The organism is Isoptericola sp. NPDC058082 (genome assembly GCF_042885055.1).
Taxonomy (GTDB): Bacteria; Actinomycetota; Actinomycetes; order Actinomycetales; family Cellulomonadaceae; genus Isoptericola.
Genome location: NZ_JBHVSQ010000025.1, coordinates 1 through 24,836, shown reverse-complemented (window position 1 = coordinate 24,836; position 24,836 = coordinate 1). Strand labels below are relative to the sequence as shown.

The following is a 24,836-nucleotide window of genomic DNA, read 5'->3' as shown; positions in this document are numbered from 1 at the left end:
GGAAACTACAGAACACCCCTCCGGGGCGGCGATGGCGCGGCCGTTTGCCTGTCCCCCTTCCGCCCCGTCGTCGTGCGGGGAGCCGCCTGTCGGATTCGAACCGACGACCTTCCGTTTACAAGACGGGAGCTCTACCAGCTGAGCTAAGGCGGCGGGAGCGCGGCACAGCCTACCGGGGCGGGCAGGCCGTGCCGCGCGTCGGTCAGCTGCCGGCGGCCGCGGTGACGGCCTCGCCGATGGCGCCCTGCGTGCCCCAGTTGTCGAAGCGCTCGCCGCCGACGAGGACGGTCGGCGTGCCGAACGACTTCGACTGCGGGTTCTGCAGCGCCTCGTCCGAGGTCGCGTCCTGCGTGGCCGAGTGGACGTACTGGCCGAAGGTCTCGCGGGCGGTGCCGTCCTCGATGGCGGTCGCGACGTCGGCGGGAGCCCCCGCCTCCTCGGCGTACGACCCGAGCTGCTCGTCCGAGAGGCCCTCGGTGTTCTCCGCCGGCTGGTTGGTGAACAGCGCCGCGTGGAACGCCGGGAACGCGTCGGGGGCCTTGTCGGCGACGTACGCCGCGGCGGACGCGGCGCGCGTCGAGTAGTCCGTGCCGGCGGACAGCCGGTCGAGGATCGACACGGGGTGGTAGACGACGGTCGCGTCGCCGGCCGCGACCATCTCGTCGATGTCGGCGGCGTTGGTCTGCTCGAACTGGCCGCACACGGGGCACATGTAGTCGAGGTAGACGTCGACGACGGGGGCGTCGTCGTTGGTCGTGCCGGCCGCGTTGTCGGCGCCGACGGGGATGCCGCCGTTCTCCTGCGCCGTCGAGGGCATGGTCACCTCGGCCAGGGGGACGTCGTCGACGTTGTTCTTGGCGCCCTGCTGAAGGATCATCCAGACCACGACGCCGAGGGCGACGAGCGCGACGCCGAGCACGGACAGGGTGATGATCCGGTTGCGACGGTCGCGCTGCTGCTCCTTCTCGCGCAGGGCGAGCGCCTCGGCGCGCGCCGCGTCGCGGCGCTGCGCCTTCGTCATGTTCGGGTTCTTCGTCGACATCGTGTCCTCGAGGATCTCGGGAGAGCGGGGCGGCGCGGCAGCGCCGGACGGGGCGAAGCCTACCCGCGGCACCTGGACGTTCGCCGGGAATGTCCTGCCGGGCCGTGCGACGACGAGCGCGAGTCGTCAGAGGATCTCGGGCGGCCCGCTGATGGGCCACCACTCGATCGTCGGGTCGGAGAGCACGGGTGCGACGAGGATCACCGTCAGCACCAGGCAGACGCCCACGAGGACGGCGGCGCCGACGCGCCCCGGGGCGATCTTGCCGAGGATGACGCGGCCGCCCTCTCGTGCCGTGCCGCCGGCCGGCCCGAACCACGTGGCCAGGAGCGCGACGACCATCACCCCCGCCAGGACGCCGTTGAACACGATGTCCTCGTTCATCCCGCCCTGGGACCGTGCCTCCAGGTCCCCGCGGGGCAGCACGATGAGGTGCCCCGCGCCGAACAGCCACCAGCCCGCCAGCAGCGTCAGCAGGCCGGCGCACGCGCCGACCAGCACCGCGGGGATCGACCCGAGGACGCCTAGGAGCGCGTGCCACGGGAACAGCAGCGTGCCCACGAACCCGTCGGAGCGGCGCACTCCCTTGTGCTCGCGCCGCGTGTGCAGCCGGTCGCCGGACGTCGCGACGGCGCGGCACACGAGGACGAGCGCGACGAGGGCGCCGAAACCGATGAGCGGGCGGGTGGCCGCGAGCGCCACCAGCGGCAGCGCGACGGCGACGGCGGTCCCCGTGCGCCGCCGGTGCACGGGTCGCTCGTACGGGCCGGGGGGCTCGGGCGGCAGCTCCTCGACCAGCTGGTCGTAGCCCTTGTAGCGGACGTCGCCGACCGGGATGGCGCGGGTGCCGCCGTCCTGCGCCTGCAGCCGGTCGCGCTCCAGCGCGGTCATCGTCTGCGTGGGGTCCTCGGCGTCGGCCGGCGTGGTGGGTGCCGGCACGACGGTGGCCGACGTGGTGGGGCGGTCCGGCGCGACCGGCGGCGGGGGCGGTGGCGACCCCGGCCCGGTGCCGGGTGCGATGGGGACGGCGCCGGTCGGGGGGTACGACGCCGGGGCCGCGGCCGCCGCGACGACCTGCGTCGGCAGCCCCACCCGCTGGGTCTCCACGGACTGCGCGATGCGCTGCGTGGCGTCCGGCGCGGCCCAGGGGTCGGGCGCACCGCCCAGGGCGTCGTCGAGGTCCCGGCGCAGGGCACGCGCCACCTCGGTGGGGCCCCAGCGGAGCGCCGGGTCGGCCTGGAGCGCCCCCGCGAGCGCCCGCGCGGTGCGGGCCGGCAGCCCGTGCAGGTCGGGCCGGCCCTCCCGCGAGCGCCGCAGCACCAGCTCGGTGGGCCGGACGCCGAACGGCGAGCGGCCGGTGGCGGCGAAGGAGAGCAGGGCGGCCCAGCTCCACCAGTCGGTCTCCGCGACGGGCGCGCCGCCGTCGAGCAGCTCGGGTGCGATGTAGCCGGGGGTGCCCATGACGAACCCCGCGGACGTGGTCCGGGTGTCGCCGGGGCCCTGCGCGATGCCGAAGTCGATCAGCACGGGCCCCTGCGCGGTGATCATCACGTTCGAGGGCTTGAGGTCGCGGTGCACCACGCCGGCGTCGTGCACGGCCTCGAGGGCGGCGGCGAGCTGGTCCGCGAGGGAGAACACGTCGGCGGCGTCGAGCGGGCCGCGCTCGTCCACCTCCTCCTCGAGGGTGACGCCGTCCACCAGCTCGGTCACGACGAACGCGTAGGGGCCCTCCAGCTCGGCGTCGAGCACCTGCGCGACGGCAGGGTGCCGCAGCCGCTGCAGGGCCGCGGCCTCGCGCCGCAGCCGCTCGCGCCCGGCAGGGTCGGCGTCGACGTGCGCGTGCAGCACCTTGAGCGCCACGCGACCGCCGCCGCCGTCGACCGCCTCGTAGACGGCGCCCATCGCGCCGCTCCCGAGCGGTCGCACCACGGTGTACCCGCCGACCTCCGAACCCTCGGCCAGGCCACCGTCACGGGTCCGGGAGACGCGCGGCGCGCGGTCCGACGACGTGCCGTCCTCCCCGCCGTCCGACGCCGGCCCCGGGCCCCTCGCGCCGCCGTCGCGGGCGGCCGACGGCGGACCGGGCACCGGGTTCCGCCCCGGGACCTGCATCGCGTCGACCTCACCCATGGGGCACACCGTATCCGTCCGGACCTCCCGAGGCGCGCCGTGCCGCGCGGGTCCGCGGCAGGTCACCGTCGGGTCTCGAACGGGTCGCGCGCAGGTCGTGGCGCGCCCGCGCGCCCCTCGACGGGAGCGCGCGAAGGGGTGACGTCGCGCCGCGCCGGGGCGAGCCCGAGGCCGCGTCGGTACCCTGTCCGGGGAGGACGCTGTTCTTTCGAAGCCCTCCGGAGTCTTGAGAGATTCCTGGCAGAACCCGTGGAGAGAGGTCCCTTGGCAGGCAAAGGTTCGTCAAGCAGCCATCGTCGGAAGGGCGACGGGTACGACCTCGTCGTCGTCGCCAACCGGCTCCCCGTCGACTTCACGGTCGACGCCGACGGCGGGGTGGACTGGCACCGCTCCCCCGGCGGCCTCGTCACCGCCCTCGAGCCGGTGATGCGCGAGGCGGACGGTGCCTGGGTCGGCTGGTCCGGCGCACCCGACCTCGAGCACGAGCCCTTCGAGGCCGACGGCATGCTCCTCGTGCCGGTCTCCCTCAGCCAGGGCGACATCGAGCGGTACTACGAGGGGTTCTCCAACGACACCCTCTGGCCGCTGTACCACGACGTCATCTCGCCCCCGACCTACCACCGGCAGTGGTGGGACGCCTACCGCCGCGTCAACCGCCGCTTCGCCGAGGCCGCGGCCGCGCAGGCGGCACAGGGCGCCGTCGTCTGGGTGCACGACTACCAGCTCCAGCTGGTGCCGAAGATGCTCCGCGAGCTGCGGCCCGACCTGCGGATCGGGTTCTTCGACCACATCCCCTTCCCGGCGGTGGAGCTGTTCCAGCAGCTGCCGTGGCGCACGCAGATCGTCGAGGGCCTGCTGGGCGCGGACCTCATCGGCTTCCAGCGCGGGGGCGACGCGTCGAACTTCGTGCGCTCCGTGCGCCGGCTCACGAAGCACACCACCCGCGGGCCGATCATCACGGTCGCGGAGGAGGACGGCCGCCCCGCCCGGCACGTGCGCGCCGCGGCGTTCCCCATCTCGATCGACTCCCACCACTTCGACGCCCTGGCCCGCGAGCCGGAGGTGCAGGCCCGCGCGAAGGAGATCCGGGCCGACCTGGGCGACCCGAAGGTGATGATGCTGGGCGTCGACCGCCTCGACTACACCAAGGGCATCCGGCACCGCATCAAGGCGTACGGCGAGCTGCTGCAGGACGGCCGGCTCGACGTCGAGCACTGCACGCTGGTGCAGGTCGCGAGCCCGAGCCGCGAGAACGTCGGGGCCTACCAGGACCTGCGCGAGCACGTCGAGGGGCTCGTGGGCCGCATCAACGGCGAGTTCGGCGAGCTCGGGCACTCGGCGATCCACTACCTCCACCACTCCTACCCGCCCGACGAGATGGCCGCCCTGTACCTGGCGGCCGACGTCATGCTCGTCACGTCCCTGCGCGACGGCATGAACCTCGTGGCCAAGGAGTACATCGCGGCGCGCTCGGACGAGCAGGGGGTGCTGGTGCTGAGCGAGTTCACCGGCGCCGCCGACGAGCTCGCCCCCGGGCCGCTGCTGGTCAACCCGCACGACATCGACGGGATGAAGGACACCATCGTCGCGGCGGCGCACATGCCCCCGCGCGAGCAACGGCGCCGGATGCGCCGGCTGCGCCGCAAGGTCATGGCGGACGACGTCGCGAAGTGGTCCGAGACGTTCCTCGGCGTGCTCACCGCCATGCCGGCCCGGTCGAGCCGCGGGTGAACGGGCGACAGGTGACCGGGCCCGTGCCGGGCGGGACCGAGGGGGCCGAGGCCGCGGTGCTGGCGTTCGCCCGCCGGCCGGGGTCGACGCCGCGGGTCGCGCGGCTCGTCGCGCTCGACTTCGACGGGACGCTCGCGCCGCTGGTCGACGACCCCTCCGCATCGACGATGACGCCGGCCGCGCGCTCGGCCGTGGACCGGCTCGCCGCGCTCGCGGCGCGGCCGGTGCCGACCGGGGGCGACGAGCTGCGGCTCGCCCTCGTCTCGGGCCGCAACCTCACGGACCTCGCCGCCCGGTCGGGCGTCCCCGCCGGCACGTACCTGGTGGGGAGCCACGGCGCGGAGACCGGCCGGGTCGCCGCGCACGGCGTCGACGCCGTGCCGCTGCGCCTCACCGACGCGCAGGCGGACAGCCTGGAACGGCTGCGCGAGGGGCTGCAGGACGCGGTCGACGGCCGGCGCGGCGCGTGGGTGCAGGACAAGCCCAGCGCCGCCGTCCTGCACACCCGGCTCTGCGACGCCGACGACGCGCGCGCCGCAGCCGCCGACGCCGACGCGGTGGCGGCACGCCTCGGCCTGCACGCGATGCACGGCAAGGACGTCGTCGAGATCGCCGTCGTCCCCACGTCCAAGGGGATCGCCGTCGAACGTCTGCGCCAGGAGCTGGAGGAGGGCGACGAACGCCTCCGGGGGCTCGTCCTCTACGCCGGCGACGACACCACCGACGAGGCCGCGTTCGAGGTGCTCGGGCCGGGCGACCTGGGCGTGAAGGTCGGCCCGGGGGCGACGCGGGCGAGCGAGCGCGTGGCGGACGCGGACGCGCTCGCGGCCCTCCTGGAGCGTCTCGCGGACGCGCTCGAGGCCTGACGGACAGCCCTTTCCGAACCCTCGCGAGGCCCTGACCTGGGCTGTGTCAGAACTCACGCCCGGGGCATGTACGATCATCCCGGCGCACCGATCCGAGGCCGTCCGGCCGAGGCCCGGAGCGCACGACAACAGAATGTGTCACCGCCGACACGCCAGCGTGAAAGCAACGGCACCCACCCACAACGGATCGTCCGGCACGTACCTGCCGGTGGAGGGATTGCAACCATGGCAACGGTCACCTTCGACCACGCGACGCGCATCTACCCGGGCACGGAGCGCCCGGCCGTCGACCAGCTCAACCTGCACGTCGAGGACGGCGAGTTCCTCGTCCTGGTCGGCCCCTCGGGCTGCGGCAAGTCCACCTCGCTGCGCATGCTCGCCGGCCTGGAGGACGTCAACGGCGGCAGCATCCTCATCGGCGACCGCGACGTCACGGACGTCCAGCCGAAGGACCGCGACATCGCGATGGTGTTCCAGAACTACGCGCTGTACCCGCACATGTCGGTGGCGGACAACATGGGCTTCGCGCTGAAGATCGCCGGCACCCCCAAGGCCGAGATCCGCCAGCGCGTCGAGGAGGCCGCCAAGATCCTCGACCTCACCGAGTACCTCGACCGCAAGCCGAAGGCGCTCTCCGGTGGTCAGCGTCAGCGCGTCGCCATGGGCCGCGCGATCGTGCGCCAGCCGCAGGTGTTCCTCATGGACGAGCCGCTGTCGAACCTCGACGCCAAGCTCCGCGTCCAGACCCGCACGCAGATCGCGTCGCTGCAGCGCCGCCTCGGCGTCACGACCGTCTACGTGACGCACGACCAGACCGAGGCGCTCACCATGGGCGACCGCATCGCGGTGCTCAAGGGCGGGCTGCTGCAGCAGGTCGGCACGCCGCGCGAGATGTACGACACCCCGGCCAACGTCTTCGTCGCGGGCTTCATCGGCTCGCCGGCGATGAACATCGCCACCTTCAAGGTCGACGGGGGCGTGGCCCACGTGGGCGCCGCCCGCGTGCCGCTGGAGCGGTCGACCGTGGAGCAGCTCACCGACGCCGACGGCGGCAAGATCACCATCGGCTTCCGCCCCGAGGCGCTCGAGGTGGTCTCGGACGGCACCGAGAACGCGATGCCCGTGGCCGTCAACCTCGTCGAGGAGCTCGGCTCGGACGCCTTCGTCTACGGCACGCTCGTCGGCCCCGCCGCCGAGGAGGCCGAGGTCCGCTCGGGTGCCGGCGACAACCAGGTGATCGTGCGCATCGACCCGCGCAACGTCCCCATGAAGGGCGACACGATCCACGTGACGATCAAGCCGGGGCAGTCGCACCTCTTCTCGGCCGCGACGGGCAACCGCCTCAACTGAGTCGCCGCTGGGTCGGCAACGACTCACCGCACCGCCCGGGGGGCGGGTCCGGCTGCTGCCGGGCCCGCCCCTCGTCGCGTACCCTGACGAGCCGGGCCATCCGCCCTCCCGCACGACATCCGGCCTCCCGTACGACACCTGGAGCGACGTGGAACAGCTGCAGATCACCTCGGCGACGCCGGACTCCGCACTGCTCGACCTGCCGTGGCGCGCCCCCCTGGCCGACTGGCCCGCGGACGTGCTCGCCGCCCTCCCCCGCGGCATCTCGCGCCACGTCGTGCGGTTCGTCCGCCTCGACGGGCGCGTGCTCGCGATCAAGGAGATCAGCGAGGCGGTCGCGTTCCGCGAGTACGACCTGCTGCGCCAGCTGCGCAAGCTCGAGATCCCCGCCGTGCGCCCGGTGGGCGTCGTGACGGGCCGCCGGGACGACGACGGCGAGCCGCTCGAGGCCGCGCTCGTCACGGAGCACCTCGCGTTCTCGCTCCCCTACCGGGCCGTGTTCAGCCAGGCCCTGCGCCCCGACACCGCGGCCCGCCTCATCGACGCGCTGGCCGTCCTGCTGGTGCGGGTCCACCTCGTCGGCTTCTACTGGGGCGACGTGTCGCTGTCGAACACCCTGTTCCGGCGCGACGCGCACCAGTTCGCCGCCTACCTCGTCGACGCCGAGACCGGCGACCTGCACCGCGAGCTCACCCCCGGTCAGCGCTCCTACGACGTCGACCTCGCCCGCACCAACATCATCGGCGAGCTGTTCGACCTCGAGGCGGGCGAGCTGCTCGACGAGGAGGTCGACGCCATCGCGATCGGCGACGCCCTCGTGTCCCGGTACACGGAGCTGTGGGAGGCGCTCACGGGCGTCGAGTCGTTCAGGTCCGACGAGCGCTGGCGGGTCGCGGCGCGCATCGACCGGCTCAACGACCTGGGCTTCGACGTCGGCGAGCTGTCGATCACCACGGACATCGACGGCACCACCGTGCGCATCCAGCCCCAGGTGGTCGACGCCGGGCACCACTCGCGCCGCCTGTTCCGCCTCACCGGCCTGGACGTCCAGGACAACCAGGCCCGCCGGCTCCTCAACGACCTCGACTCGTACGTGGCGGCCACGGACCGCCAGGAGGACGACCCGCAGATGGTCGCGCACGACTGGTCGCAGAACATCTTCCAGCCGACCATCCGCGCCGTCCCCCGCGAGCTGCGCCGCAAGCTCGAGCCGGCCCAGCTGTTCCACGAGATCCTGGACCACCGCTGGTTCATCTCCGAGCAGGCGGGGCGCGACGTCCCGATGCCCGAGGCCACGGCGTCCTACGTGGAGCACGTGCTGCGCCACCGCCGGGACGAGAAGGCGATCCTCGGCCTGCCGCCGGGCGAGCCGGACCGCGAGGGCGACGTCGACATCGTCGACATGGGCGCCGGACCGGACGCCGCCCCCGAGGACGACCACTTCCACCTGTCGACCTGACCGCCCGCTCCCGGGCGGCGCGGTGGGCCCGGGTCAGCGGCGGGCCTGGGCCACCTCGTAGAGCGTGATGCCCGCGGCGACGCCCGCGTTCAGCGACTCGACGTCGGACGAGATGGGGATGGACGCGACGGCGTCGCAGGTCTCGCGCACCAGGCGCGAGAGCCCGTGCCCCTCGGAGCCGACGACCAGCACCAGCGGGTCGGTGGCGAACGCGAGGTCGCGCACGGTGGTGTCCCCGCCGGCGTCCAGGCCGACGACGAACGCGCCGGACTTCTTCAGGTCGGTGAGGGTGCGCGCCAGGTTGGTCACCTTGGCCACGGGCACCCGGGCGGCCGCGCCCGCGGACACCTTCCACGCCGACGCGGTGACGCCGGCCGACCGGCGCGACGGCACGACGACGCCGTGCGCGCCGAAGGCCCCGGCGGACCGGAGCACGGCGCCCAGGTTGCGGGGGTCGGTGACGCCGTCGAGCGCGACGATCAGCGGCGGCTGGCCGGCCTCGGCGGCGGCGTCCAGCAGGTCCTCGACGTCCGCGTAGTCGTAGGGCGGCACCTGCGCGGCGACGCCCTGGTGCACGGAACCCTCGGTGAGGTGGTCCAGCTCGGTGCGGCTCACCTCGAGCAGCTGCACGGAGCGGGTCGACGCCAGCTCGAGGATCTCCCGCGTGCGGTCGTCGTGGTCGATGCGCGCGGCGAGGTGCACCGCGGTGACCGGCACGTCGGTGCGCAGCGCCTCGAGCACGGCGTTGCGGCCCGCGACCACCTCGGCGCCGCCGGTGGGGCGGCGCGTGCCGCGCACGACGCCCTTGCTGGCGCCCTTCTGCGCCTGCACGGCCTGCCGCTTCTCGGCCGCCACCTTGCGCTTGTGCGCCGGGTGGTACGTGCGGTCCTCGGCCTTCGGCGTCGGGCCCTTGCCCTCGAGCGCCTTGCGGCTGTGCCCGCCGGTGCCGACCTGCGCGCCCTTCTTGCTGCCGGCCTTGCGGACGGCGCCGGGACGTCGGGTGTTGCCTGCCATGGTGTCTCTTCTCAGGTGGTCGAGCGGGTCAGTCGGTCAGCGTCCAGCGGGCACCGTCGGCGGAGTCCTGCACGACGACGCCGGCGGCCGCGAGGCGGTCGCGGATGGCGTCGCTCGTGGCCCAGTCCTTCGCGGCGCGCGCGGCGACCCGCGCGTCGAGCTCGGCCGCGACGAGCGACTCCAGGGCGGAACGCGCCGTGGAGTCGTCGGATCCCGAGGCCCACTGCGGGTCGTGCGGGTCGAGGCCCAGGACGTCGAGCATGCCGCGCAGGGCGACGAGCTCCTCACGCGCCGCGGCGTCGTCGCGCGACGCCAGCGCGCTGTTGCCGGCGCGCAGGTGCTCGTGCACGACGGCGAGCGCGGCGGGCACGTTGAGGTCGTCGTCCATCGCCTCGACGAACCCGACCGGCAGCTCGGCCTTCGCGACCTCGTCGGCGGGCACCCCGCCGACGCGCTCGGTGGCGCGGTCCACGAAGCCGGACAGCCGCTCCCAGGTGGTGCGGGCCTCGTCCAGGGTGTCGGGCGACCACTCGAGCATCGAGCGGTACTGCACCGCCGCGAGGGCGTACCGGATCACCGGCGCCGGCGCCTGCGCGAGCAGCTCGCTCACGAGCAGGCCGTTGCCCAGCGACTTGCTCATCTTGACGCCCTGCTGGGTGACCCACGCGCAGTGCATCCAGCGCTGCGCGAAGCCGTACCCGGCGGCGCGGGACTGCGCCTGCTCGTTCTCGTGGTGCGGGAACCGCAGGTCGAGGCCGCCGCCGTGGATGTCGAACGTGTCGCCGAGGTAGCGGCGGGCCATCGCGGAGCACTCGAGGTGCCAGCCCGGCCGGCCGCGGCCGAACGCCGTCTCCCAGGACGCCGTGCCCGGCTCGCCCGGCTTGGGCGCCTTCCACAGCGCGAAGTCGTGCGGGTCCCGCTTGGCGGACGCCGCGACGTCGTCGCCCGCGGGCTCGGGGTTGAGGTCCTCGAGCCGCTGCTTCGTCAGCTCGCCGTACGCGGGCCACGACCGCACGTCGAACCAGACGTCGCCCGGTCCGGTCGTGTACGCGTGCCCGCGGTCGACCAGGCGCTGCATGAGCTCGGCCATGTCGAGCACGTGACCCGTGGCCCGCGGCTCGTACGTCGGCGGGATGACGCCGAGCGCGTCGTAGGCGCGCGTGAACATCCGCTCGTGCGCGGCGGCGTGCGCCCACCAGGCGACGCCGGCCGCGGAGGCCTTGGCGAGGATCTTGTCGTCGATGTCGGTGACGTTGCGGATCAGCGTGACCCGCAGCCCCGAGCGCTCCAGCCAGCGCCGCAGCACGTCGAACGCGATGACGGGCCGGAGGTGGCCGATGTGGGGCGGGGCCTGCACGGTGGCGCCACACAGGTAGATACCGACCTCGCCCGGGTTCAGGGGGACGAAGGCGCGCACGTCGCGCGTCGCGGTGTCGTACAGGTGCAGGCTCACCGGTCCAGGGTACCGGCCGGTCCCTCAGCCGAAGGTGCGTCCCTCGCCGCGGTAGGTGGGGACCGACTCGACGATCTCGTCGCCGCGCACCAGGTGGACGACGTCGAACCGCTCCATGAGCTCGCCCGCCTTGGCGTGCCGCAGCCACACGCGGTCCCCGACGGCGAGGGGCGGCGCGTCGCGATGCCCGCGCAGCGGCGTCATGACCTCCCCCGCGCCCTCGGTGCCGGTGAGCGACCAGCCGGGCGTCGCGACCCGTGGCAGCCGCGAGCGCCCCGCCGGCCCGGAGGCCACGTACCCGCCCCCGAACGCCGTCGCCCAGCCCGGGGCGGGCACCCGCGCGACGTCGAGGCCGAAGAACGCGGCGGGCCGCGGGTCGAAGGAGCGGTACCCGTCGAACAGGCCGGGGACGAACAGCCCGGAGCCCGCGGTCACCTCCGTGACGGTGGGCCCGACCGACGACGTCTCGAGGGAGCCCGTGCCGCCCGAGTTCACCAGCTCCACGGCGCGCCCGACGGCGGTGCGCACGGCCTCGACGACGGCCGACCGGCGCCCGTACAGCTCGGCCACCGACAGCCTCTTGACCAGCCGGACGGCCGGGTTGGTGTCGGGCAGGCCCGCGACCTGCGCCTCGTAGAACATGAGCCCCCGCAGTCGCGCGCCGGGCAGCGCCTCGACGCGGCGGGCGAGCGCGGCGACGTCGTCCGGGGTGCGCAGCGGCGACCGCCGCGTGCCCAGGTGCAGGTGCAGCGGGCCGGCGTCGAGGCGCAGCGACGCGTCGACGTCCAGGCAGACCGCGACGTCGGGCAGGTCGCCCGTCCCCGCCGGCACCTCGACGGACGACAGGGCGGCGTCCAGGAGGGCGAGCTGGGCGACGTCGTCCGCCATCAGCGTGACCTCGCGCCGCGCGCGGACGTCGGCGGCGAGCCGCGCGAGCGCGTCCCGGTCCACGGTGGGGTAGCCGACGAGGACGTCGCGCACCCCCTCCTGCACGAGCCAGAGCGCCTCCGCCAGGGAGAACGCCATGACGCCCTGGAATCCGGCGTCGAGCGCCCGGCCGACGAGCGAGCGCACCCGCACGGACTTGCTCGCCACCCGCACGGGGATGCCCCGGGCGCGGCGGCGCAGGTCGGCGGCGTTGGCGTCGAAGGCGTCCAGGTCGACCACGGCCACGGGAGCGGGCAGGTGCGCGGTGGCGCGGGCCAGCCGCTCCGTCTGGGTCATGACCGCACGCTACACCGGGCGCGGGACGTCGTCCGACGGCCGTGCGGGGTGATCCTGCGGGCGATCCGACGGGTCGCCGACGATCCACCCGGAGGGGGATCCGCCGAGGCCTCCGCCCGTGGCAGAGTGTGCCGCGTGACCTCGAGCACCGTCGCCCGCACACCGGCCCCCGCCACCCCCGACACCCCGCTGCGCACCTGGGGCGGCACGCACTCGTGGCAGCCCGCGCGCCGCGTCGCGCCGCGCGACGAGGGCGAGCTGGGCACCGTCGTCGCCGGGGCCGCCGCCGACGGGCTGCGGGTGCGCGCGATGGGCGCGGGCCACTCCTTCACGGCCGCGGCGGTGACGGACGGCGTGCACGTGGGCCTCGACCACCTCAGCGGCATCGAGGCGGTGACGCCGCAGGCCGACGGCACGTCGCTGGTCACCGTCCGGGCCGGCACCCGGCTGCACCAGCTCAACCGCCTGCTCGCGGCGCTCGGCCTGGCGATGCGCAACCTCGGCGACATCGACCGCCAGTCCGTCGCGGGCGCGATCTCGACCGGCACGCACGGCACCGGCGCGCGGCTGGGCGGCCTCGCGACGCAGGTGCGCGGCGTCCGCGTGGTCGGGGCCGACGGCGTGGTCCGGTCCGCGTCGGACGCCGCGGCCCCGGGCTCGCCCGAGCGCGAGCTGTTCGAGGTGGCGCGGCTGGGCCTCGGCGTCGCGGGCGTGCTGTCCGCGGTCACGCTCGAGGTGGTGCCCGCGTTCTGGCTGCGGGCCCAGGAGGAGCCCTGGCCGCTGGACCGGGTGCTGGAAGGGCTCGACGAGTACGTCGACGGCAACGACCACGCGGAGTTCTACTGGTTCCCCGGCACCCGCCGGGCGCTGACCAAGCGCAACAACCGCGCGACGGCGGACGAGGTCGAGGGGTGGGCGGCCGGCCGGGCCGGCGCCCGCGGCGTCGTCCGCACGGCGGGCGCCCGCGCCCGCGCGCTGCTCGACGAGGAGGTGCTGTCCAACGGCGTCTTCGAGGTGGCGAACCGGCTCGCGTTCGCCGCACCCGGCATCGTCCCCCGGCTCAACGCGGTGAGCGCCCGGGCGCTGGGCGCGAAGACGTACCTGGCGCCCTCGGCCGACGTCTTCGTGACCCGCCGCCGCGTGCGGTTCGTGGAGATGGAGTACGCCCTGCCGCGCGCCGCGCTGCGCCCGGTGCTCGACGACCTGGACGCCTGGCTGCGCGCCTCCGGCGAGCCCGTCCCGTTCCCGGTGGAGGTGCGCTTCGCCGCCGCCGACGACGTCTGGCTCTCGACGGCGCACGGCCGCGAGACGGCCTACGTCGCGGTGCACCAGTACGCGCCGATGCCGTACCAGCGGTACTTCAGCGCGGCCGAGCAGATCTTCGCCGCCGCGGGCGGGCGGCCGCACTGGGGCAAGATGCACACCCGCACGGCGGAGTACCTGGCCGACCACTACCCCCTGGCCGACGTCGCCCGCGTGCGGGCCGCCGTCGACCCCGACGGCGTCTTCCGCAACGGCTACACCGACACCGTCCTCGGCACCGCCGACAGCAGCACGGACTAGGCGGGGGGCCACCAGCCCGGTGGGGCGGCCCGCTCCCCCGGGAGCCGCACCGTGGCGCGCAGGCCGCCGTCACCCAGAGCGGCGAGCGCGAGGGTGCCCTGGTGCGCCTCGGCGATGCTCCGCACGATCGCCAGGCCGAGCCCGACGCCCGCGTGCTCCCCGTGCGTGCGCCCGCCGCCGCGCTGGAACGGCTCGACGAGCGTGGGGACGAGCCTCGGGTCGAGCGGCTCCCCCGAGTTCTCGACGGTGAGCACGACGTCGTCGCCCCGGACGGCGGTCTCCACCCGCACCGTGCCGCGCGCCGGGAGGTTGTGCACGATCGCGTTGTGCACGAGGTTCGTGGCGAGCTGCAGCAGGAGCGCGTGCGAACCCGCCGCGAGGGCGACGTCGCCCCCGACCCGCACGTCGACGCCCCGCCCGTCCGCGAGCGGCTGCAGCGTCTCGGCCGCCTCCTCCGCGACGAGGGACAGGTCGACGCGCTCCCGCACGAACGTCCCCCGGTCGGCGCGACTGAGCAGGAGCAGCGCCTCGGTGAGGTCGATGGCGCGCGCGTTGACGGCCTCGAGCCGGCGCAGGAGCTCCTCCGTGTCCCGTTCCGGGTCCTGGGCACCGACCTCGAGCAGCGTCCGCGTCACCGCGAGCGGGGTGCGCAGCTCGTGGGAGGCGTTCGCCGCGAACCGCTGCTGCTCGGCGACCTGCGCCTCCAACCGGGCCAGCATCGCGTCGAACGCGTCGGCGAGCTCGCGGAACTCGTCCTGCCGGCCCGCGAGCCGGACCCGGTGGGACAGCGAACCCTCCGCCGCCCGGCGGGTGGCGTCGGTGATGCGGTCCAGCGGGGCGAGCATCCGCCCGGCGAGGAACCACCCGCCGAGCAGGCCGAACACCAGGAGGAAGACCATCGCCCAGGCCACCCGTGGGGCGAACGCGCGCTCCAGGTCGGAGCGGTTGGGGACGAACTGCCCGGGCCCGGGGCGGGACGGTGCGACGTCGACGATGATCGTGTCCGGCACGTACCGCAGCAGGAAGACCCACACGACGGCGAGGAGCAGCGCGCCGGCCACCACGAGGAACCCGGCGTAGCTGAGCGTGAGCTTCAGCCGGACGCTCGGGCCGGGGCTCCTAGCCACGGCGGGCCTCGCGCGCCTCGTGCGGGGCCCCGTCCTCGGGCCCGGTCGCGATGCGGTAGCCGACGCCGGGCACGGTGGCGATCACCCACGGCTCGCCGAGCCGCTTGCGCAGCGCCGACACCGTGATGCGCACCGCGTTGGTGAAGGGGTCGGCGTTCTCGTCCCACGCCCGCTCCAGCAGCTCCTCCGCACTGACGACGCCGCCGTCGGCCGCGACCAGCACCTCCAGCACGGCGAACTGCTTGCGGGTGAGCGCGACGTAGCGCCCGTCGCGGTAGACCTCCCGGCGGAACGGGTCCACGCGCAGGCCCGCGAGCTCGCGCACCGGCGGCCGGCTGTGGGCCCGCCGCCGGTCGAGGGCGCGCAGCCGCAGCACGAGCTCCCGCATCGCGAACGGCTTGGTGAGGTAGTCGTCCGCCCCGAGCTCGAACCCGGTGGCCTTGTCGTCGAGACGGTCCGCGGCCGTGAGCATGAGGATCGGCAGCCCGCTCCCGGACGCGACGATGCTCGCGGCGACCTCGTCCCCGGACGGGCCGGGGACGTCACGGTCGAGCACGGCGACGTCGTAGGAGTTCACGCTCAGCAGCTCGAGGGCGGTGCCGCCGTCGCCGGCGACGTCCGCCGCGATGGCCTCCAGCCGCAGCCCGTCGCGGACGGCCTGGGCCAGGTACGGCTCGTCCTCGACGATCAGCACACGCATGCCTCGATGCTACGGAGCGGCACCTATCGCCCGCGTATCGAGCAGCGCATACGCCCGGGCAACACCGCCCCGGCTCGACTGGGGGCATGCTCCACCACCGACACGCCCTCGCGTCCCGCACCCCCGCCGCCCGGACGGCCCGCCGGACCCGCACCGCGCTCGCGCTCGCCGTCGTCGCCGCCGCGGCGGCCGGGCTCGCGGCCTGCCAGGCGTCGACGCCCCCGCCCGCGACGACGACCGTCGCGCCGCCGAAGGCTCCCGCCGACCGTCCGGACCGCGGGGCGCGGGACGGCGAGGCCGCCGGCCACGTCCCCGACGGCACCACCGTGTTCGACGACGCGCTCCCGGCCCTGGCGAACCTCGACCCCGCGCTGCTCGCCGCCCTGCAGGCGGCCGCGGCCGACGCCGAGCAGGACGGCGTCACGTTCTTCGTCAACAGCGCCTGGCGCTCGGCCGCCTACCAGGACCGGCTGCTGCGCGAGGCGGTCGCCCAGTACGGGTCCGCGGCCGAGGCGGCCCGCTGGGTGGCCTCGGCCGACACGTCGTCGCACGTCAGCGGCGACGCCGTCGACCTGCAGCAGTCGGGCGGCAGCCAGTGGGTGGCGGACCACGGCGCCGCCTACGGGCTGTGCCGGGTGTACGCGAACGAGCCGTGGCACGTCGAGCTGCGCCCGGACGCCGCCGCGCAGGGCTGCCCGGAGCCGTACGCCGACCCGTCGCAGGACCCGCGGCTGCAGCAGTGAGGCGGGGCCGGTGCCGACCGGCTCAGCCGGCGGCGACCACGAGCGCCGTGGCGATCGCCGCGACGCCCTCGCCCCGGCCGGTGAGCCCCAGGCCGTCGGTCGTGGTGGCGCTCAGGGAGACGGGCGCCCCGGCCGCGGCCGTGAGCGCCGCCTCGGCCTCGGCCCGGCGCGGGCCGACCTTGGGCCGGTTCCCGATCACCTGCACGGCGACGTTCCCGATCTCGAACCCCGCCGCCCGCACGCGCCGGGCCGCCTCGGCGAGCAGGGTGCTCCCCGCGGCCCCGGCCCACTCGGGCTCGCTGGTGCCGAAGTGGGTGCCGAGGTCGCCGATGCCCGCGGCGGAGAACAAGGCGTCGGCGGCGGCGTGCGCCGCCACGTCGGCGTCCGAGTGCCCGGCGAGCGGTCGCTCCCCCGGCCAGCGCAGGCCCCCCAGCCACAGCTCGCGGTCGGACCCCTCGGGGGCGTAGGCGTGCACGTCGACGCCGAGCCCGGTGCGCGGCAGCCCCGCGGGCGACGCGGTCACGACTCCTCCTCCAGCAGCAGCGCGGCCACCTGCAGGTCGCGCTCGGTGGTGATCTTCATGGCCGTCTCCTCGCCGGTGACGACGTAGGCGGTCTCGCCGAGCGCCTCGACCAGCCCCGCGTCGTCCGTCGCCGCCAGCCCCTCCGCCGTGGCCCGGGCCGCGCCCTGCGCGTGCGCGCGCGCCAGGAGCACGCGGTCGAAGCCCTGCGGCGTCTGCACCGCGCGCAGCACCGCGCGGTCCGGGGTCTCGACGACCCGCTCGACGTCCGGCCCGCCCGCGGTCGGCGCCGGGACGACGCGCTTCACTGTGTCGGTCACCGGCAGCCCCGGCACGACCGCGCCGTGGCCGGCACGCACCGCGTCGACGACCCGGCGCACCAGACGCGGCGGGGCGAGCGGGCGCGCGGCGTCGTGCACGAGGACCACGTCGTCGTCCGGGCCGGCGAGGGCGAGGCCCGCGGCGACGGACGCCTGCCGGGTGCCGCCGCCCTCGACCACGCGGACCGGCACGTCCACGTGCGGGTCCTGCGCGACGACGTCGCGCACCGCGGAGTCGAGGCCCGCGGGGCACGTGACGACCAGGGAGTCGACGACGCCCGAGGCGGCGAGGCGGCGGGCGGCGTGCACCACGAGCGGAAAGCCCGCCAGGTCGACCAGGGCCTTCGGCAGGTCCCGGCCGAGGCGGGTGCCGGACCCCGCGGCGGTGAGGATCGCGAGCGTCGTCACGGCGTCACGGTACCGGAACGACGACGGCGACCGGCGGCCGGAGCCGCAGGTCGCCGTCGTGCAGCGCTGGTGACGGGAGGCCTCAGGACGCGAGGACCTCGTCGATGATGGCGCCGGCCTTCTCCTCGTCGACGCCCTCCGCGAGCGCGACCTCGGACTCGAGGATCTGGCGAGCCTTCGCGAGCATGCGCTTCTCGCCCGCCGAGAGGCCACGGTCCGCGTCGCGGCGCGACAGGTCGCGCACGACCTCGCCGACCTTGATCACGTCGCCGGACGCGAGCTTCTCGAGGTTCGCCTTGTACCGGCGCGACCAGTTGGTCGGCTCCTCCGTGTAGGGCGCGCGCAGCACCTCGAAGACGCGGTCCAGCCCCTGCTGGTCGACCACGTCGCGCACGCCCACGAGGTCGACGTTCTCCGCCGGGACCTCGATCGTCAGGTCGCCCTGGGCAACCTTGAGCTTGAGGTACATCTTCTCCTCGCCACGGATCTTGCGCGTCTTGATCTCCTCGATCAGCGCGGCGCCGTGATGCGGGTAGACAACCGTCTCGCCTACTGTGAACGTCATCTGCAGATGTCCCCTTTCCCAGTCGACGAGTTTATCACGGGGAGGCTGACACTCCCCCGCCCCACGGCCTCTCCACAGCCCTGTGACGAACCCGTTTGCGCAGGTCAGAGGCCTGGAAGCGCAATCATGGACGCAGCGCGCGTCCGGCATCGTTAAGATGTCGGCGGGCCCCTGCAGGCCCGCCCCTCCCCGCCTGACGTGGGGGAACCCTGATGCCCCGCGCCCGCGCGGCCACCCGCGCCCGCGAGCCGACGCCTTCGAAGGAGAGCTCGTGTCCCGCTCCGCCCGCCCCGCACGCCTCGTCGCCGCCGCCAGCGTCATGGCGGGCGCCCTGCTGCTGGCCGCCTGCTCCCCCACGATCACCACCAAGCCGTACGCCCCGTCCGACGGCGTCCGCGTGAACCTCACCGACCAGGTGCGTGGCATCAACCTCATGGTCGTCTCCGAGGGCGAGGGTGAGCCCGGCGCCGTGCTCGGCGCGCTGGCGAACGGCTCGGCCGAGGACGTCGACTTCGTGCTCGCCGCCGAGGGCGCCGAGCCGATCTCGCTCACCGTGCCGGCCGGGCAGACGATCTACCTGAGCGCCGACCAGGTGAGCGACCAGGCCGTGGACGCCCAGCTCGGCACCGTGGCCACCCACCCGGGCGGCGACCTCGACGCGACGCTGTCCGGCGCCGGCGTGGACGAGGACTTCTTCCTGCCGGTCATGGACGGCACGCTCCCCGAGTACGCGGCCTGGGTGCCGAACACCTCGGGCGTCTGACCCACCGCGCAGGGCGGGCCGCGGCACGTGCTGCGGCCCGCCCTGCGTCGTCCCCGCCCACGGGCGAGGTCAGCGCGGGCCCGCCCCGTGCAGGAACTGGTCGACGGCGGCCTCGACGAGGCCGTCGCACCGCCGCGGGTCGACGACGCCCCCGTTGACGAGCGCCGCGATCCCCTGGAGCGTCGCGAGCAGGACCGTCGACGTCAGGTCGAGGTCGCCCCCGGCGAGCAGCCCCTCGTCGCGCCCCTGGGCGACGAGCGCATGCAACCGCCCGAACGGTTCCGCCGCCGCGGCGAGGATCCGGTCGGCACCGGGGCCGTGCTTCCCCGCGTACATCACCTCGAGCAGCGAGGTGCTCTCGGTCGCGAACCGGGTGTAGGCCACGGCCGCGGCGCGCAGGCGCGGCTCGAACTCGTCGCCGGCGCCGTCCAGCGCCTCGCGCAGCACCCGGTCCAGTCGATCGAACCCGGACTCCGCGAGCGCGTCGAGGAGCGCCTGCCGGTCGGCGAAGTGCCGCCGGGGCGCCCCGTGGCTGACCCCGACCTCGCGCGCGAGGTCGCGCAGCGAGAGCCGGTCCGCCCCGTCCGCGCGCAGACGGCGCTCCGCGGCGTCGAGCAGGGCGGCGCGGAGGCTGCCGTGGTGGTAGGGGCGTTCGGCGACGGGCTCGGGCACGCCCTGAGCCTAGCCGCGCCATGTTGCCGTTGACCACATGAGTAGCCACTGACTACTTTGTAGTCCATGACTACTTTCACGCTCGCCCAGGTCCCCGCCCAGCCCGGCCGGACTGTCGTCGTCACGGGAGCCACCAGCGGCATCGGCCGCGTCACCGCGGAGGTGCTCGCCGCGCGCGGGGCGCGCGTGGTGCTCGCCGTCCGCGACGTCGACAGGGGCCGCGCCGCGGCCCGCGCGATGTCCGGCGACGTCGTCGTCCGGCCGCTCGACCTCGCCGACCTCGCCTCCGTCCGGGCGTTCGCCGCGGACCTCGCCGAGCCCGTCGACGTGCTCGTCAACAACGCCGGGGTGATGGTGCCGCCGCTCTCGCGCACCGCCGACGGGTTCGAGCTGCAGCTCGGCACCAACCACCTGGGGCACTTCGCGCTCACGAACCTGCTGCTGCCCCGGGTGCGCGGGCGCGTCGTCACCGTCTCCTCGAACGCGCACCGGTTCGGCGCCATCGACTTCGACGACCTGAACTGGGATCGCCGCCGGTACCGCCCGATGGCGGCCTACGGGCAGTCGAAGCTCGCCAACCTGCTCTTCACGGCGGAGCTCCAACGACGCCTCACGGCGGCCGGGACCTCCGTGGTCGCCGTCGCCGCCCATCCCGGGATGGCCGCCACGCGGCTGCTGAGCGAGCGCCGCGGCGTCCGGCACCTGCTGCACCGCGTGTCGGTCCCCGTCGCGCAGAGCGCCGAGGACGGCGCCCTGCCCACCCTCTACGCGGCGGTCGCCGACGTGCCGGGCGACAGCTACGCGGGGCCGAGCGGATTCCTCGAGGGGCGCGGTGCCCCGGCGCTCGTCGGCCGGTCGGCGCGAGCCAGGGACACCGCCGTCGCACACCGGCTGTGGGAGGTCTCGGAAGAGCTCACCGGCACGACGTTCCCCGCCGAGGTCGCCGCCCGGTGAGCGGGACGGTCACCCGAAGCGGCCGGAGACGTAGTCCTCGGTGGCCTGCTCGGACGGGGTGGAGAAGATCGTCGACGTCTCGTTCATCTCGATGAGGCGGCCGGGCTTGCCCGTGCCGGCGATGTTGAAGAACGCCGTCCGGTCGCTGACCCGCGCCGCCTGCTGCATGTTGTGCGTCACGATGACGATCGTGTAGTCCTGCTTCAGCTCGCCGATGAGGTCCTCGATCGCGAGGGTCGAGATCGGGTCGAGCGCGGAGCACGGCTCGTCCATGAGCAGCACCTGCGGCTTCACCGCGATGGCGCGCGCGATGCACAGACGCTGCTGCTGCCCGCCGGACAGGCCGGAACCCGGCCGGTCGAGGCGGTCCTTGACCTCGTTCCACAGGTTCGCGCCACGCAGCGAGCCCTCGACGAGCTCCTCCGCGGCCGCCTTGCCGATGCGGCGGTTGTTCAGCCGCACGCCCGCGAGCACGTTGTCGCGGATGGACATGGTCGGGAACGGGTTGGGGCGCTGGAAGACCATCCCCACGTTGCGACGCACGGCCACCGGGTCGATGTCGTCGCCGTACAGGTCGACGCCCTCCATCTCCACGGTGCCCTCCACGCGGGCGCCCGGGATCACCTCGTGCATCCGGTTGAGCGTGCGCAGGAACGTCGACTTGCCGCACCCGGAGGGGCCGATGAACGCCGTCACCGACTTCGGGTCGATCGTCATCGACACGTCCTGCACGGCGAGGAAGTCGCCGTAGTAGATGTTGAGGTCCTTCACGTCGATGCGCTGTGCCATCGTCTGTCTCTTTCTCTGGGCTGCGCGGTGGGCTGCGGCGGGCGGGGGCTGCGGGTCAGCGCAGCTTCGGGGAGAACCAGCGGTTCACCAGCCGGCCGATGAGGTTGAGGGCGAGCACCAGGACGATCAGCACGAGCGCCGCGCCCCACGCGTTCTGGATCGCGATGTCGGCCACGCAGGTCGCCGACTCCCCGCCCGGGCAGGTGGCCAGCCCCTGGCTGTACTGGCGGTAGGCGAACACCGGGAGCGTCATCATCCGGCCCTCGAAGGGGTCGAAGTTGATCGAGTCGGTGACGCCCACCGTGACGAGGAGCGGCGCCGTCTCGCCGATCACGCGGGCGACGGCAAGCAGGATGCCGGTGGTGAGGCCGGCCACCGAGGTGCGCAGCACGACCTTGACGATCGTCAGCCACTTGGGCACGCCCAGCGCGTACGACGCCTCGCGCAGCTCGTGCGGCACGAGCTTGAGCATCTCCTCGCAGGAGCGGACGACCACCGGGATCATCAGCACCGACAGCGCGACGGCGCCGATGATGCCCATCCGCACCCCCGGCCCGAGGATCAGGGTGAACAGCGAGACGGCGAAGAGGCCGGCCACGATCGACGGGATGCCCGTCATGACGTCGATGAAGAACGTCACCGCGCGGGCCAGCGCGCCCTTGCCGTACTCGACGAGGTAGATGGCGGTGAGCAGGCCGATCGGCACCGAGATCACCGTGGCGAGGGCCGTGATGATCAGCGTGCCGGCGATGGCGTGGTAGATGCCGCCGCTCGGGTCGCCGCCGAAGATGTTGCGCATCGACAGCGTCAGGAAGTCCATGCTGATGCGGCCGGCGCCGTTGCTCAGCACCGTCCAGATCAGCGACACGAGGGGTGCCATGGCCACGACGAACGCGCCCCAGATCAGCACCGTCATCGTGCGGTCCTTGCGGCGCCGAGCGCCGTCGGCGCCGGTCAGCGCGGCCCGCGTGCGCGCGGTGGCGTCGGCGGGGCCCGTGGGGCCGGCAGGGTCGATGGTGGCGGTGCTCATCCGTTGGCCCCCGAGAATTCCTTGCGGCGCGCCACGATCGCGCGCGCGGCCATGTTGACGGCCAGCGTGATGACGAACAGCACGAGGCCGGTGGCGATCAGCGTGTTCACGGCGAGCCCGCTCGCCTCCGGGAAGTCGAGCGCGATGTACGCGGCGATGGTCTGCTGCTGGGCGCTGTCGAGGATCTTGAACGAGTACAGGAACCCGGGCGACAGGATCATCAGGACCGCCATCGTCTCCCCGAGCGCGCGGCCCAGGCCGAGCATCGCGGCCGAGATCACGCCCGACCGGCCGAAGGGCAGCACCGCGGTGCGGACCATCTCCCAGCGGGTCGCGCCGAGCGCGAGCGCCGCCTCCTCGTGGAGCTTCGGCGTCTGCAGGAAGACCTCGCGGGCGACGGCGGTGATGATCGGCAGGATCATCACCGCGAGCACGACGGACACCGTCGCGAGCACCCGCGAGGTGGGCGAGACCGGGCCGGCGAAGAGCGGGAACCAGCCGAACCACGAGTTCAGCCACTCCCACACCGGCAGCGCGGCCGGGCCGAGCACGAAGATGCCCCAGAGGCCGTAGATCACCGAGGGGACGGCGGCCAGCAGGTCCACGAGGTAGCCGAGCAGCTGGGCCAGCCGCCGCGGCGCGTAGTGCGAGATGAACAGCGCGATCCCCATCGCGACCGGCGTCGCGATCGCGAGGGCGAGCGCCGCCGCGAGCAGCGTGCCGAACACGAGCGGTCCGACGTACTCGAGCAGCGACGTGTCCTCGGGGTAGCGCGGCACCGAGGCCGCCAGCTCGTCCGACCCGGCGGTCAGGGCCGGCCAGGCCTGCTGCAGCAGGAACACCGCGACGGCGGCCAGCACGGCCAGGATCAGGACGCCGGCGCCGACGGCGATCCAGCGGAAGACCCGGTTGAAGCCGCGGTCGGTGGTCCGCCCGCGTCGGCGCGGTCTGCCCGGCACCCGCTGCGGGGGCGGGCTGACGGTGGTGGTCACTCGTTCTCCTCGTTGCCTGTGCGGTGGTGACGGCCGCCGGCCGGGCTCGTCGAGGGACTGCTCGACGACCCCGACCGGCGGCCTGCGGGCGGGGTCAGCCGGCCGTGATCGCCTCGATCGACGGCTGCACCGCGTCGCGGATGTCGGCCGACAGCGGCGCGGAGCCCGCGGCGTCGGCGGCCACCTGCTGGCCGTCCTCGCTCACGAGGTAGGACATGTAGCCCTTGACCAGGTCCGCCTGCGCCTGGTCGGCGTAGGTGCCGCAGGCCAGGAGGTAGGAAACCAGGACGACCGGGTAGGTGCCGGCGACGTCGCGCTTCAGCTCGATCGAGTACACGCCGTCCGCGGTGCCCTCGGCCCGCGGCGACTGCGCGACGACCTCGGCGGCCGCCTCGGCGCTGTACGGCACGAACTCGTCGCCCACGCCGACCGCCACGGTGCCCAGGTCGGAGATCTGGGAGGCGTCGGCGTAGGTGATGGTGCCCTCGCCGGACTGCGCGGCCGAGACCACGCCGGAGGTGCCCTGGGCCGACTCCTGGCCCTCGATCGGCCAGACGCCCTCGGGCTCGTGGTCCCAGGCGTCGGGGGCGGCCTCGTGCAGGTAGGCCTGGAAGTTCTCGGTGGTGCCCGAGTCGTCCGAGCGGTGCACCACGGTGATCGCGGTGTCCGGCAGCTCGGCGTCCGGGTTGTCGGCGGCGATCGCGTCGTCGTTCCAGGTCGCGATCTCACCCGAGAAGATCCCCGCGATGACCTCGGGCTCGAGGTTCAGCGAGTCGACGCCGTCGAGGTTGAACGCGATGGCGATCGGGCTGACGTAGCCGGGGAACTCGATGACGCCGCCCTCGCCGCACTGGGCCTCGGCCGCCTTCATCTCGTCCTCGTCCAGGGCGGCGTCGGAGCCCGCGAAGGCGTACGAGCCGTCGGTGAAGCCGGTGCGGCCGCCGCCGGAGCCGACGGGGTCGTAGTTGACGGTGACGTCAGGGTTGGCCGTCTGGAAGCCGGCGCGCCACGCCTCCTGGGCGGACTCCTGCGAGGAGGCACCGCCGCCGCTGAGCTCGCCCGAGAGGGACGAGCCGCCGTCCTGCGAACCACCGGTGGACTCCGCGCCGGGGGCGGCCGGGTCCGAGCCGCACGCGGCGAGGGTCAGGGCCAGCGCGCCGACCGCCACGGCGGATCCAGCACGGGAGAATCGGCTGAGCTTCACGTCTCGTTCCATCCTGTTCACACGGAGGGACACCGGCGAAGTACCGGCGTTCGTCGGGAACGCTAGGCACGCAAGGTGGCTCGGGACCCAGGAGCAGGTGAACGAGGGGTGAACAGTGCAGGGCGGCTGGTCACCAGCCGCCGAGATAGCACGAGTTCCGCCGAGGTAGCACGAAGATCGCCGAGGTAGTTCGGGGCGGCCCGCAGAAGCGTGGGCC

At 74.4% G+C, this 24,836-nt stretch carries 23 protein-coding genes and 1 tRNA gene; 8 read left to right on the top strand and 16 right to left on the bottom strand.

The features are described 5' to 3' along the window. Positions 1-80: 80 nt before the first annotated feature. The 3 genes from ACFVS0_RS20590 to ACFVS0_RS20580 form a co-directional block, all read right to left on the bottom strand. A tRNA-Thr gene (locus ACFVS0_RS20590) sits at positions 81-153 on the bottom strand. Between the two features lie 49 nt (positions 154-202). Further along, positions 203-1,021, bottom strand: coding sequence for a DsbA family protein (locus ACFVS0_RS20585; RefSeq protein WP_430588992.1), 819 nt, complete (start codon positions 1,019-1,021; stop codon positions 203-205). A gap of 147 nt (positions 1,022-1,168) precedes the next feature. Then, positions 1,169-3,172 (bottom strand): protein kinase, encoded by a 2,004-nt coding sequence (locus ACFVS0_RS20580; RefSeq protein WP_430588991.1) that lies wholly within the window; start codon positions 3,170-3,172, stop codon positions 1,169-1,171. A gap of 264 nt (positions 3,173-3,436) precedes the next feature. Here ACFVS0_RS20580 and ACFVS0_RS20575 point away from each other — a divergent pair, with 264 nt between their 5' ends. The 4 genes from ACFVS0_RS20575 to ACFVS0_RS20560 all read left to right on the top strand — a co-directional run bounded on the left by ACFVS0_RS20575 (position 3,437) and on the right by ACFVS0_RS20560 (position 8,578). Then, positions 3,437-4,903, top strand: coding sequence for a trehalose-6-phosphate synthase (locus ACFVS0_RS20575; RefSeq protein ID WP_430548623.1), 1,467 nt, complete (start codon positions 3,437-3,439; stop codon positions 4,901-4,903). Between the two features lie 11 nt (positions 4,904-4,914). Further along, positions 4,915-5,769 (top strand): trehalose-phosphatase, encoded by an 855-nt coding sequence (otsB, locus tag ACFVS0_RS20570; RefSeq protein WP_430588990.1) that lies wholly within the window; start codon positions 4,915-4,917, stop codon positions 5,767-5,769. 225 nt (positions 5,770-5,994) lie between these two features. After that, a complete protein-coding gene (locus ACFVS0_RS20565; RefSeq protein ID WP_430548621.1) occupies positions 5,995-7,119 on the top strand; it encodes an ABC transporter ATP-binding protein in 1,125 nt (374 codons plus the stop codon). Positions 7,120-7,267: 148 nt separating this feature from the next. Continuing rightward, entirely contained in the window at positions 7,268-8,578 is a 1,311-nt protein-coding gene (locus tag ACFVS0_RS20560; RefSeq protein WP_430548620.1) for a DUF4032 domain-containing protein, read from the top strand. A 33-nt stretch (positions 8,579-8,611) separates the two neighbouring features. On the opposite strand, the gene rlmB is transcribed toward ACFVS0_RS20560, so the two are convergent. The 3 genes from rlmB to ACFVS0_RS20545 are packed head-to-tail and all read right to left on the bottom strand — an operon-like array spanning position 8,612 to position 12,269. Beyond that, a complete protein-coding gene (rlmB, locus tag ACFVS0_RS20555) occupies positions 8,612-9,592 on the bottom strand; it encodes a 23S rRNA (guanosine(2251)-2'-O)-methyltransferase RlmB (protein WP_430548619.1) in 981 nt (326 codons plus the stop codon). 28 nt (positions 9,593-9,620) lie between these two features. Further along, positions 9,621-11,045, bottom strand: a complete 1,425-nt coding sequence (gene cysS / locus ACFVS0_RS20550; RefSeq protein ID WP_430548618.1) for a cysteine--tRNA ligase — start codon at positions 11,043-11,045, stop codon at positions 9,621-9,623. 24 nt (positions 11,046-11,069) lie between these two features. After that, complete coding sequence (locus ACFVS0_RS20545) at positions 11,070-12,269, bottom strand: alanine racemase (RefSeq protein WP_430586346.1); 1,200 nt, start codon at positions 12,267-12,269, stop codon at positions 11,070-11,072. Between the two features lie 135 nt (positions 12,270-12,404). On the opposite strand from ACFVS0_RS20545, the gene ACFVS0_RS20540 reads away from it, so the two are divergent. Continuing rightward, positions 12,405-13,832, top strand: coding sequence for a D-arabinono-1,4-lactone oxidase (locus ACFVS0_RS20540; RefSeq protein WP_430588989.1), 1,428 nt, complete (start codon positions 12,405-12,407; stop codon positions 13,830-13,832). Here ACFVS0_RS20540 and ACFVS0_RS20535 read toward each other — a convergent pair. Together ACFVS0_RS20535 and ACFVS0_RS20530 are read right to left on the bottom strand one after the other, a co-directional pair. Next, positions 13,829-14,959: a sensor histidine kinase gene (locus ACFVS0_RS20535; protein ID WP_430586344.1), complete on the bottom strand. Its 1,131-nt coding sequence runs from the start codon at positions 14,957-14,959 to the stop codon at positions 13,829-13,831. The genes ACFVS0_RS20540 and ACFVS0_RS20535 overlap by 4 nt on opposite strands. Continuing rightward, positions 14,952-15,659: a response regulator transcription factor gene (locus ACFVS0_RS20530; RefSeq protein ID WP_430588988.1), complete on the bottom strand. Its 708-nt coding sequence runs from the start codon at positions 15,657-15,659 to the stop codon at positions 14,952-14,954. Before ACFVS0_RS20530 ends, ACFVS0_RS20535 begins: the two co-directional genes overlap by 8 nt. A gap of 86 nt (positions 15,660-15,745) precedes the next feature. Between ACFVS0_RS20530 and ACFVS0_RS20525 the strand changes: the two genes are divergently transcribed. Further along, the gene (locus ACFVS0_RS20525; RefSeq protein ID WP_430588987.1) at positions 15,746-16,402 is read left to right on the top strand and encodes a D-alanyl-D-alanine carboxypeptidase family protein; all 657 of its coding nucleotides are present in this window, start codon (positions 15,746-15,748) and stop codon (positions 16,400-16,402) included. A gap of 22 nt (positions 16,403-16,424) precedes the next feature. Here the strand turns inward: ACFVS0_RS20525 and ispF are convergent, their stop codons facing one another. From ispF to ACFVS0_RS20510, 3 genes are all read right to left on the bottom strand, one after another. Beyond that, complete coding sequence (gene ispF / locus ACFVS0_RS20520) at positions 16,425-16,925, bottom strand: 2-C-methyl-D-erythritol 2,4-cyclodiphosphate synthase (protein WP_430548612.1); 501 nt, start codon at positions 16,923-16,925, stop codon at positions 16,425-16,427. Continuing rightward, positions 16,922-17,650, bottom strand: coding sequence for a 2-C-methyl-D-erythritol 4-phosphate cytidylyltransferase (gene ispD, locus ACFVS0_RS20515; protein WP_430586343.1), 729 nt, complete (start codon positions 17,648-17,650; stop codon positions 16,922-16,924). Before ispD ends, ispF begins: the two co-directional genes overlap by 4 nt. A gap of 82 nt (positions 17,651-17,732) precedes the next feature. Next, entirely contained in the window at positions 17,733-18,215 is a 483-nt protein-coding gene (locus tag ACFVS0_RS20510; protein WP_079570762.1) for a CarD family transcriptional regulator, read from the bottom strand. A gap of 271 nt (positions 18,216-18,486) precedes the next feature. Between ACFVS0_RS20510 and ACFVS0_RS20505 the strand changes: the two genes are divergently transcribed. After that, entirely contained in the window at positions 18,487-18,978 is a 492-nt protein-coding gene (locus ACFVS0_RS20505; RefSeq protein WP_430588986.1) for a hypothetical protein, read from the top strand. A 69-nt stretch (positions 18,979-19,047) separates the two neighbouring features. On the opposite strand, the gene ACFVS0_RS20500 is transcribed toward ACFVS0_RS20505, so the two are convergent. Beyond that, positions 19,048-19,650, bottom strand: coding sequence for a TetR/AcrR family transcriptional regulator (locus ACFVS0_RS20500; protein ID WP_430564353.1), 603 nt, complete (start codon positions 19,648-19,650; stop codon positions 19,048-19,050). 66 nt (positions 19,651-19,716) lie between these two features. Here ACFVS0_RS20500 and ACFVS0_RS20495 point away from each other — a divergent pair, with 66 nt between their 5' ends. Continuing rightward, positions 19,717-20,604: an oxidoreductase gene (locus ACFVS0_RS20495; protein ID WP_430588985.1), complete on the top strand. Its 888-nt coding sequence runs from the start codon at positions 19,717-19,719 to the stop codon at positions 20,602-20,604. Positions 20,605-20,613: 9 nt separating this feature from the next. Here ACFVS0_RS20495 and pstB read toward each other — a convergent pair whose 3' ends face one another. From pstB to ACFVS0_RS20475, 4 genes are all read right to left on the bottom strand, one after another. After that, positions 20,614-21,393: a phosphate ABC transporter ATP-binding protein PstB gene (pstB, locus tag ACFVS0_RS20490; RefSeq protein ID WP_430548607.1), complete on the bottom strand. Its 780-nt coding sequence runs from the start codon at positions 21,391-21,393 to the stop codon at positions 20,614-20,616. Positions 21,394-21,448: 55 nt separating this feature from the next. Next, positions 21,449-22,423 carry a phosphate ABC transporter permease PstA gene (gene pstA, locus ACFVS0_RS20485; protein WP_430548606.1) on the bottom strand — a complete coding sequence of 325 codons (975 nt, stop codon included), beginning with the start codon at positions 22,421-22,423 and terminating at the stop codon, positions 21,449-21,451. Continuing rightward, positions 22,420-23,415 (bottom strand): phosphate ABC transporter permease subunit PstC, encoded by a 996-nt coding sequence (pstC, locus tag ACFVS0_RS20480; RefSeq protein ID WP_430548605.1) that lies wholly within the window; start codon positions 23,413-23,415, stop codon positions 22,420-22,422. Before pstC ends, pstA begins: the two co-directional genes overlap by 4 nt. 94 nt (positions 23,416-23,509) lie before the next feature. Then, positions 23,510-24,619 carry a phosphate ABC transporter substrate-binding protein PstS gene (locus tag ACFVS0_RS20475; RefSeq protein ID WP_430588984.1) on the bottom strand — a complete coding sequence of 370 codons (1,110 nt, stop codon included), beginning with the start codon at positions 24,617-24,619 and terminating at the stop codon, positions 23,510-23,512. Between the last annotated feature and the right edge of the window lie 217 nt (positions 24,620-24,836).

Bases quoted from the DNA above. Each gene is read 5' to 3' on its own strand.
- ACFVS0_RS20585 (WP_430588992.1), bottom strand. From the start codon at position 1,021: ATGACGAAGGCGCAGCGCCGCGACGCGGCGCGCGCCGAGGCGCTCGCC.
- ACFVS0_RS20580 (WP_430588991.1), bottom strand. From the start codon at position 3,172: ATGGGTGAGGTCGACGCGATGCAGGTCCCGGGGCGGAACCCGGTGCCC.
- ACFVS0_RS20565 (WP_430548621.1), top strand. From the start codon at position 5,995: ATGGCAACGGTCACCTTCGACCACGCGACGCGCATCTACCCGGGCACG.
- rlmB (WP_430548619.1), bottom strand. From the start codon at position 9,592: ATGGCAGGCAACACCCGACGTCCCGGCGCCGTCCGCAAGGCCGGCAGC.
- ACFVS0_RS20545 (WP_430586346.1), bottom strand. From the start codon at position 12,269: ATGACCCAGACGGAGCGGCTGGCCCGCGCCACCGCGCACCTGCCCGCT.
- ACFVS0_RS20530 (WP_430588988.1), bottom strand. From the start codon at position 15,659: ATGCGTGTGCTGATCGTCGAGGACGAGCCGTACCTGGCCCAGGCCGTC.
- ACFVS0_RS20525 (WP_430588987.1), top strand. From the start codon at position 15,746: ATGCTCCACCACCGACACGCCCTCGCGTCCCGCACCCCCGCCGCCCGG.
- ACFVS0_RS20510 (WP_079570762.1), bottom strand. From the start codon at position 18,215: ATGACGTTCACAGTAGGCGAGACGGTTGTCTACCCGCATCACGGCGCC.
- ACFVS0_RS20495 (WP_430588985.1), top strand. From the start codon at position 19,717: ATGACTACTTTCACGCTCGCCCAGGTCCCCGCCCAGCCCGGCCGGACT.
- pstB (WP_430548607.1), bottom strand. From the start codon at position 21,393: ATGGCACAGCGCATCGACGTGAAGGACCTCAACATCTACTACGGCGAC.
- pstA (WP_430548606.1), bottom strand. From the start codon at position 22,423: ATGAGCACCGCCACCATCGACCCTGCCGGCCCCACGGGCCCCGCCGAC.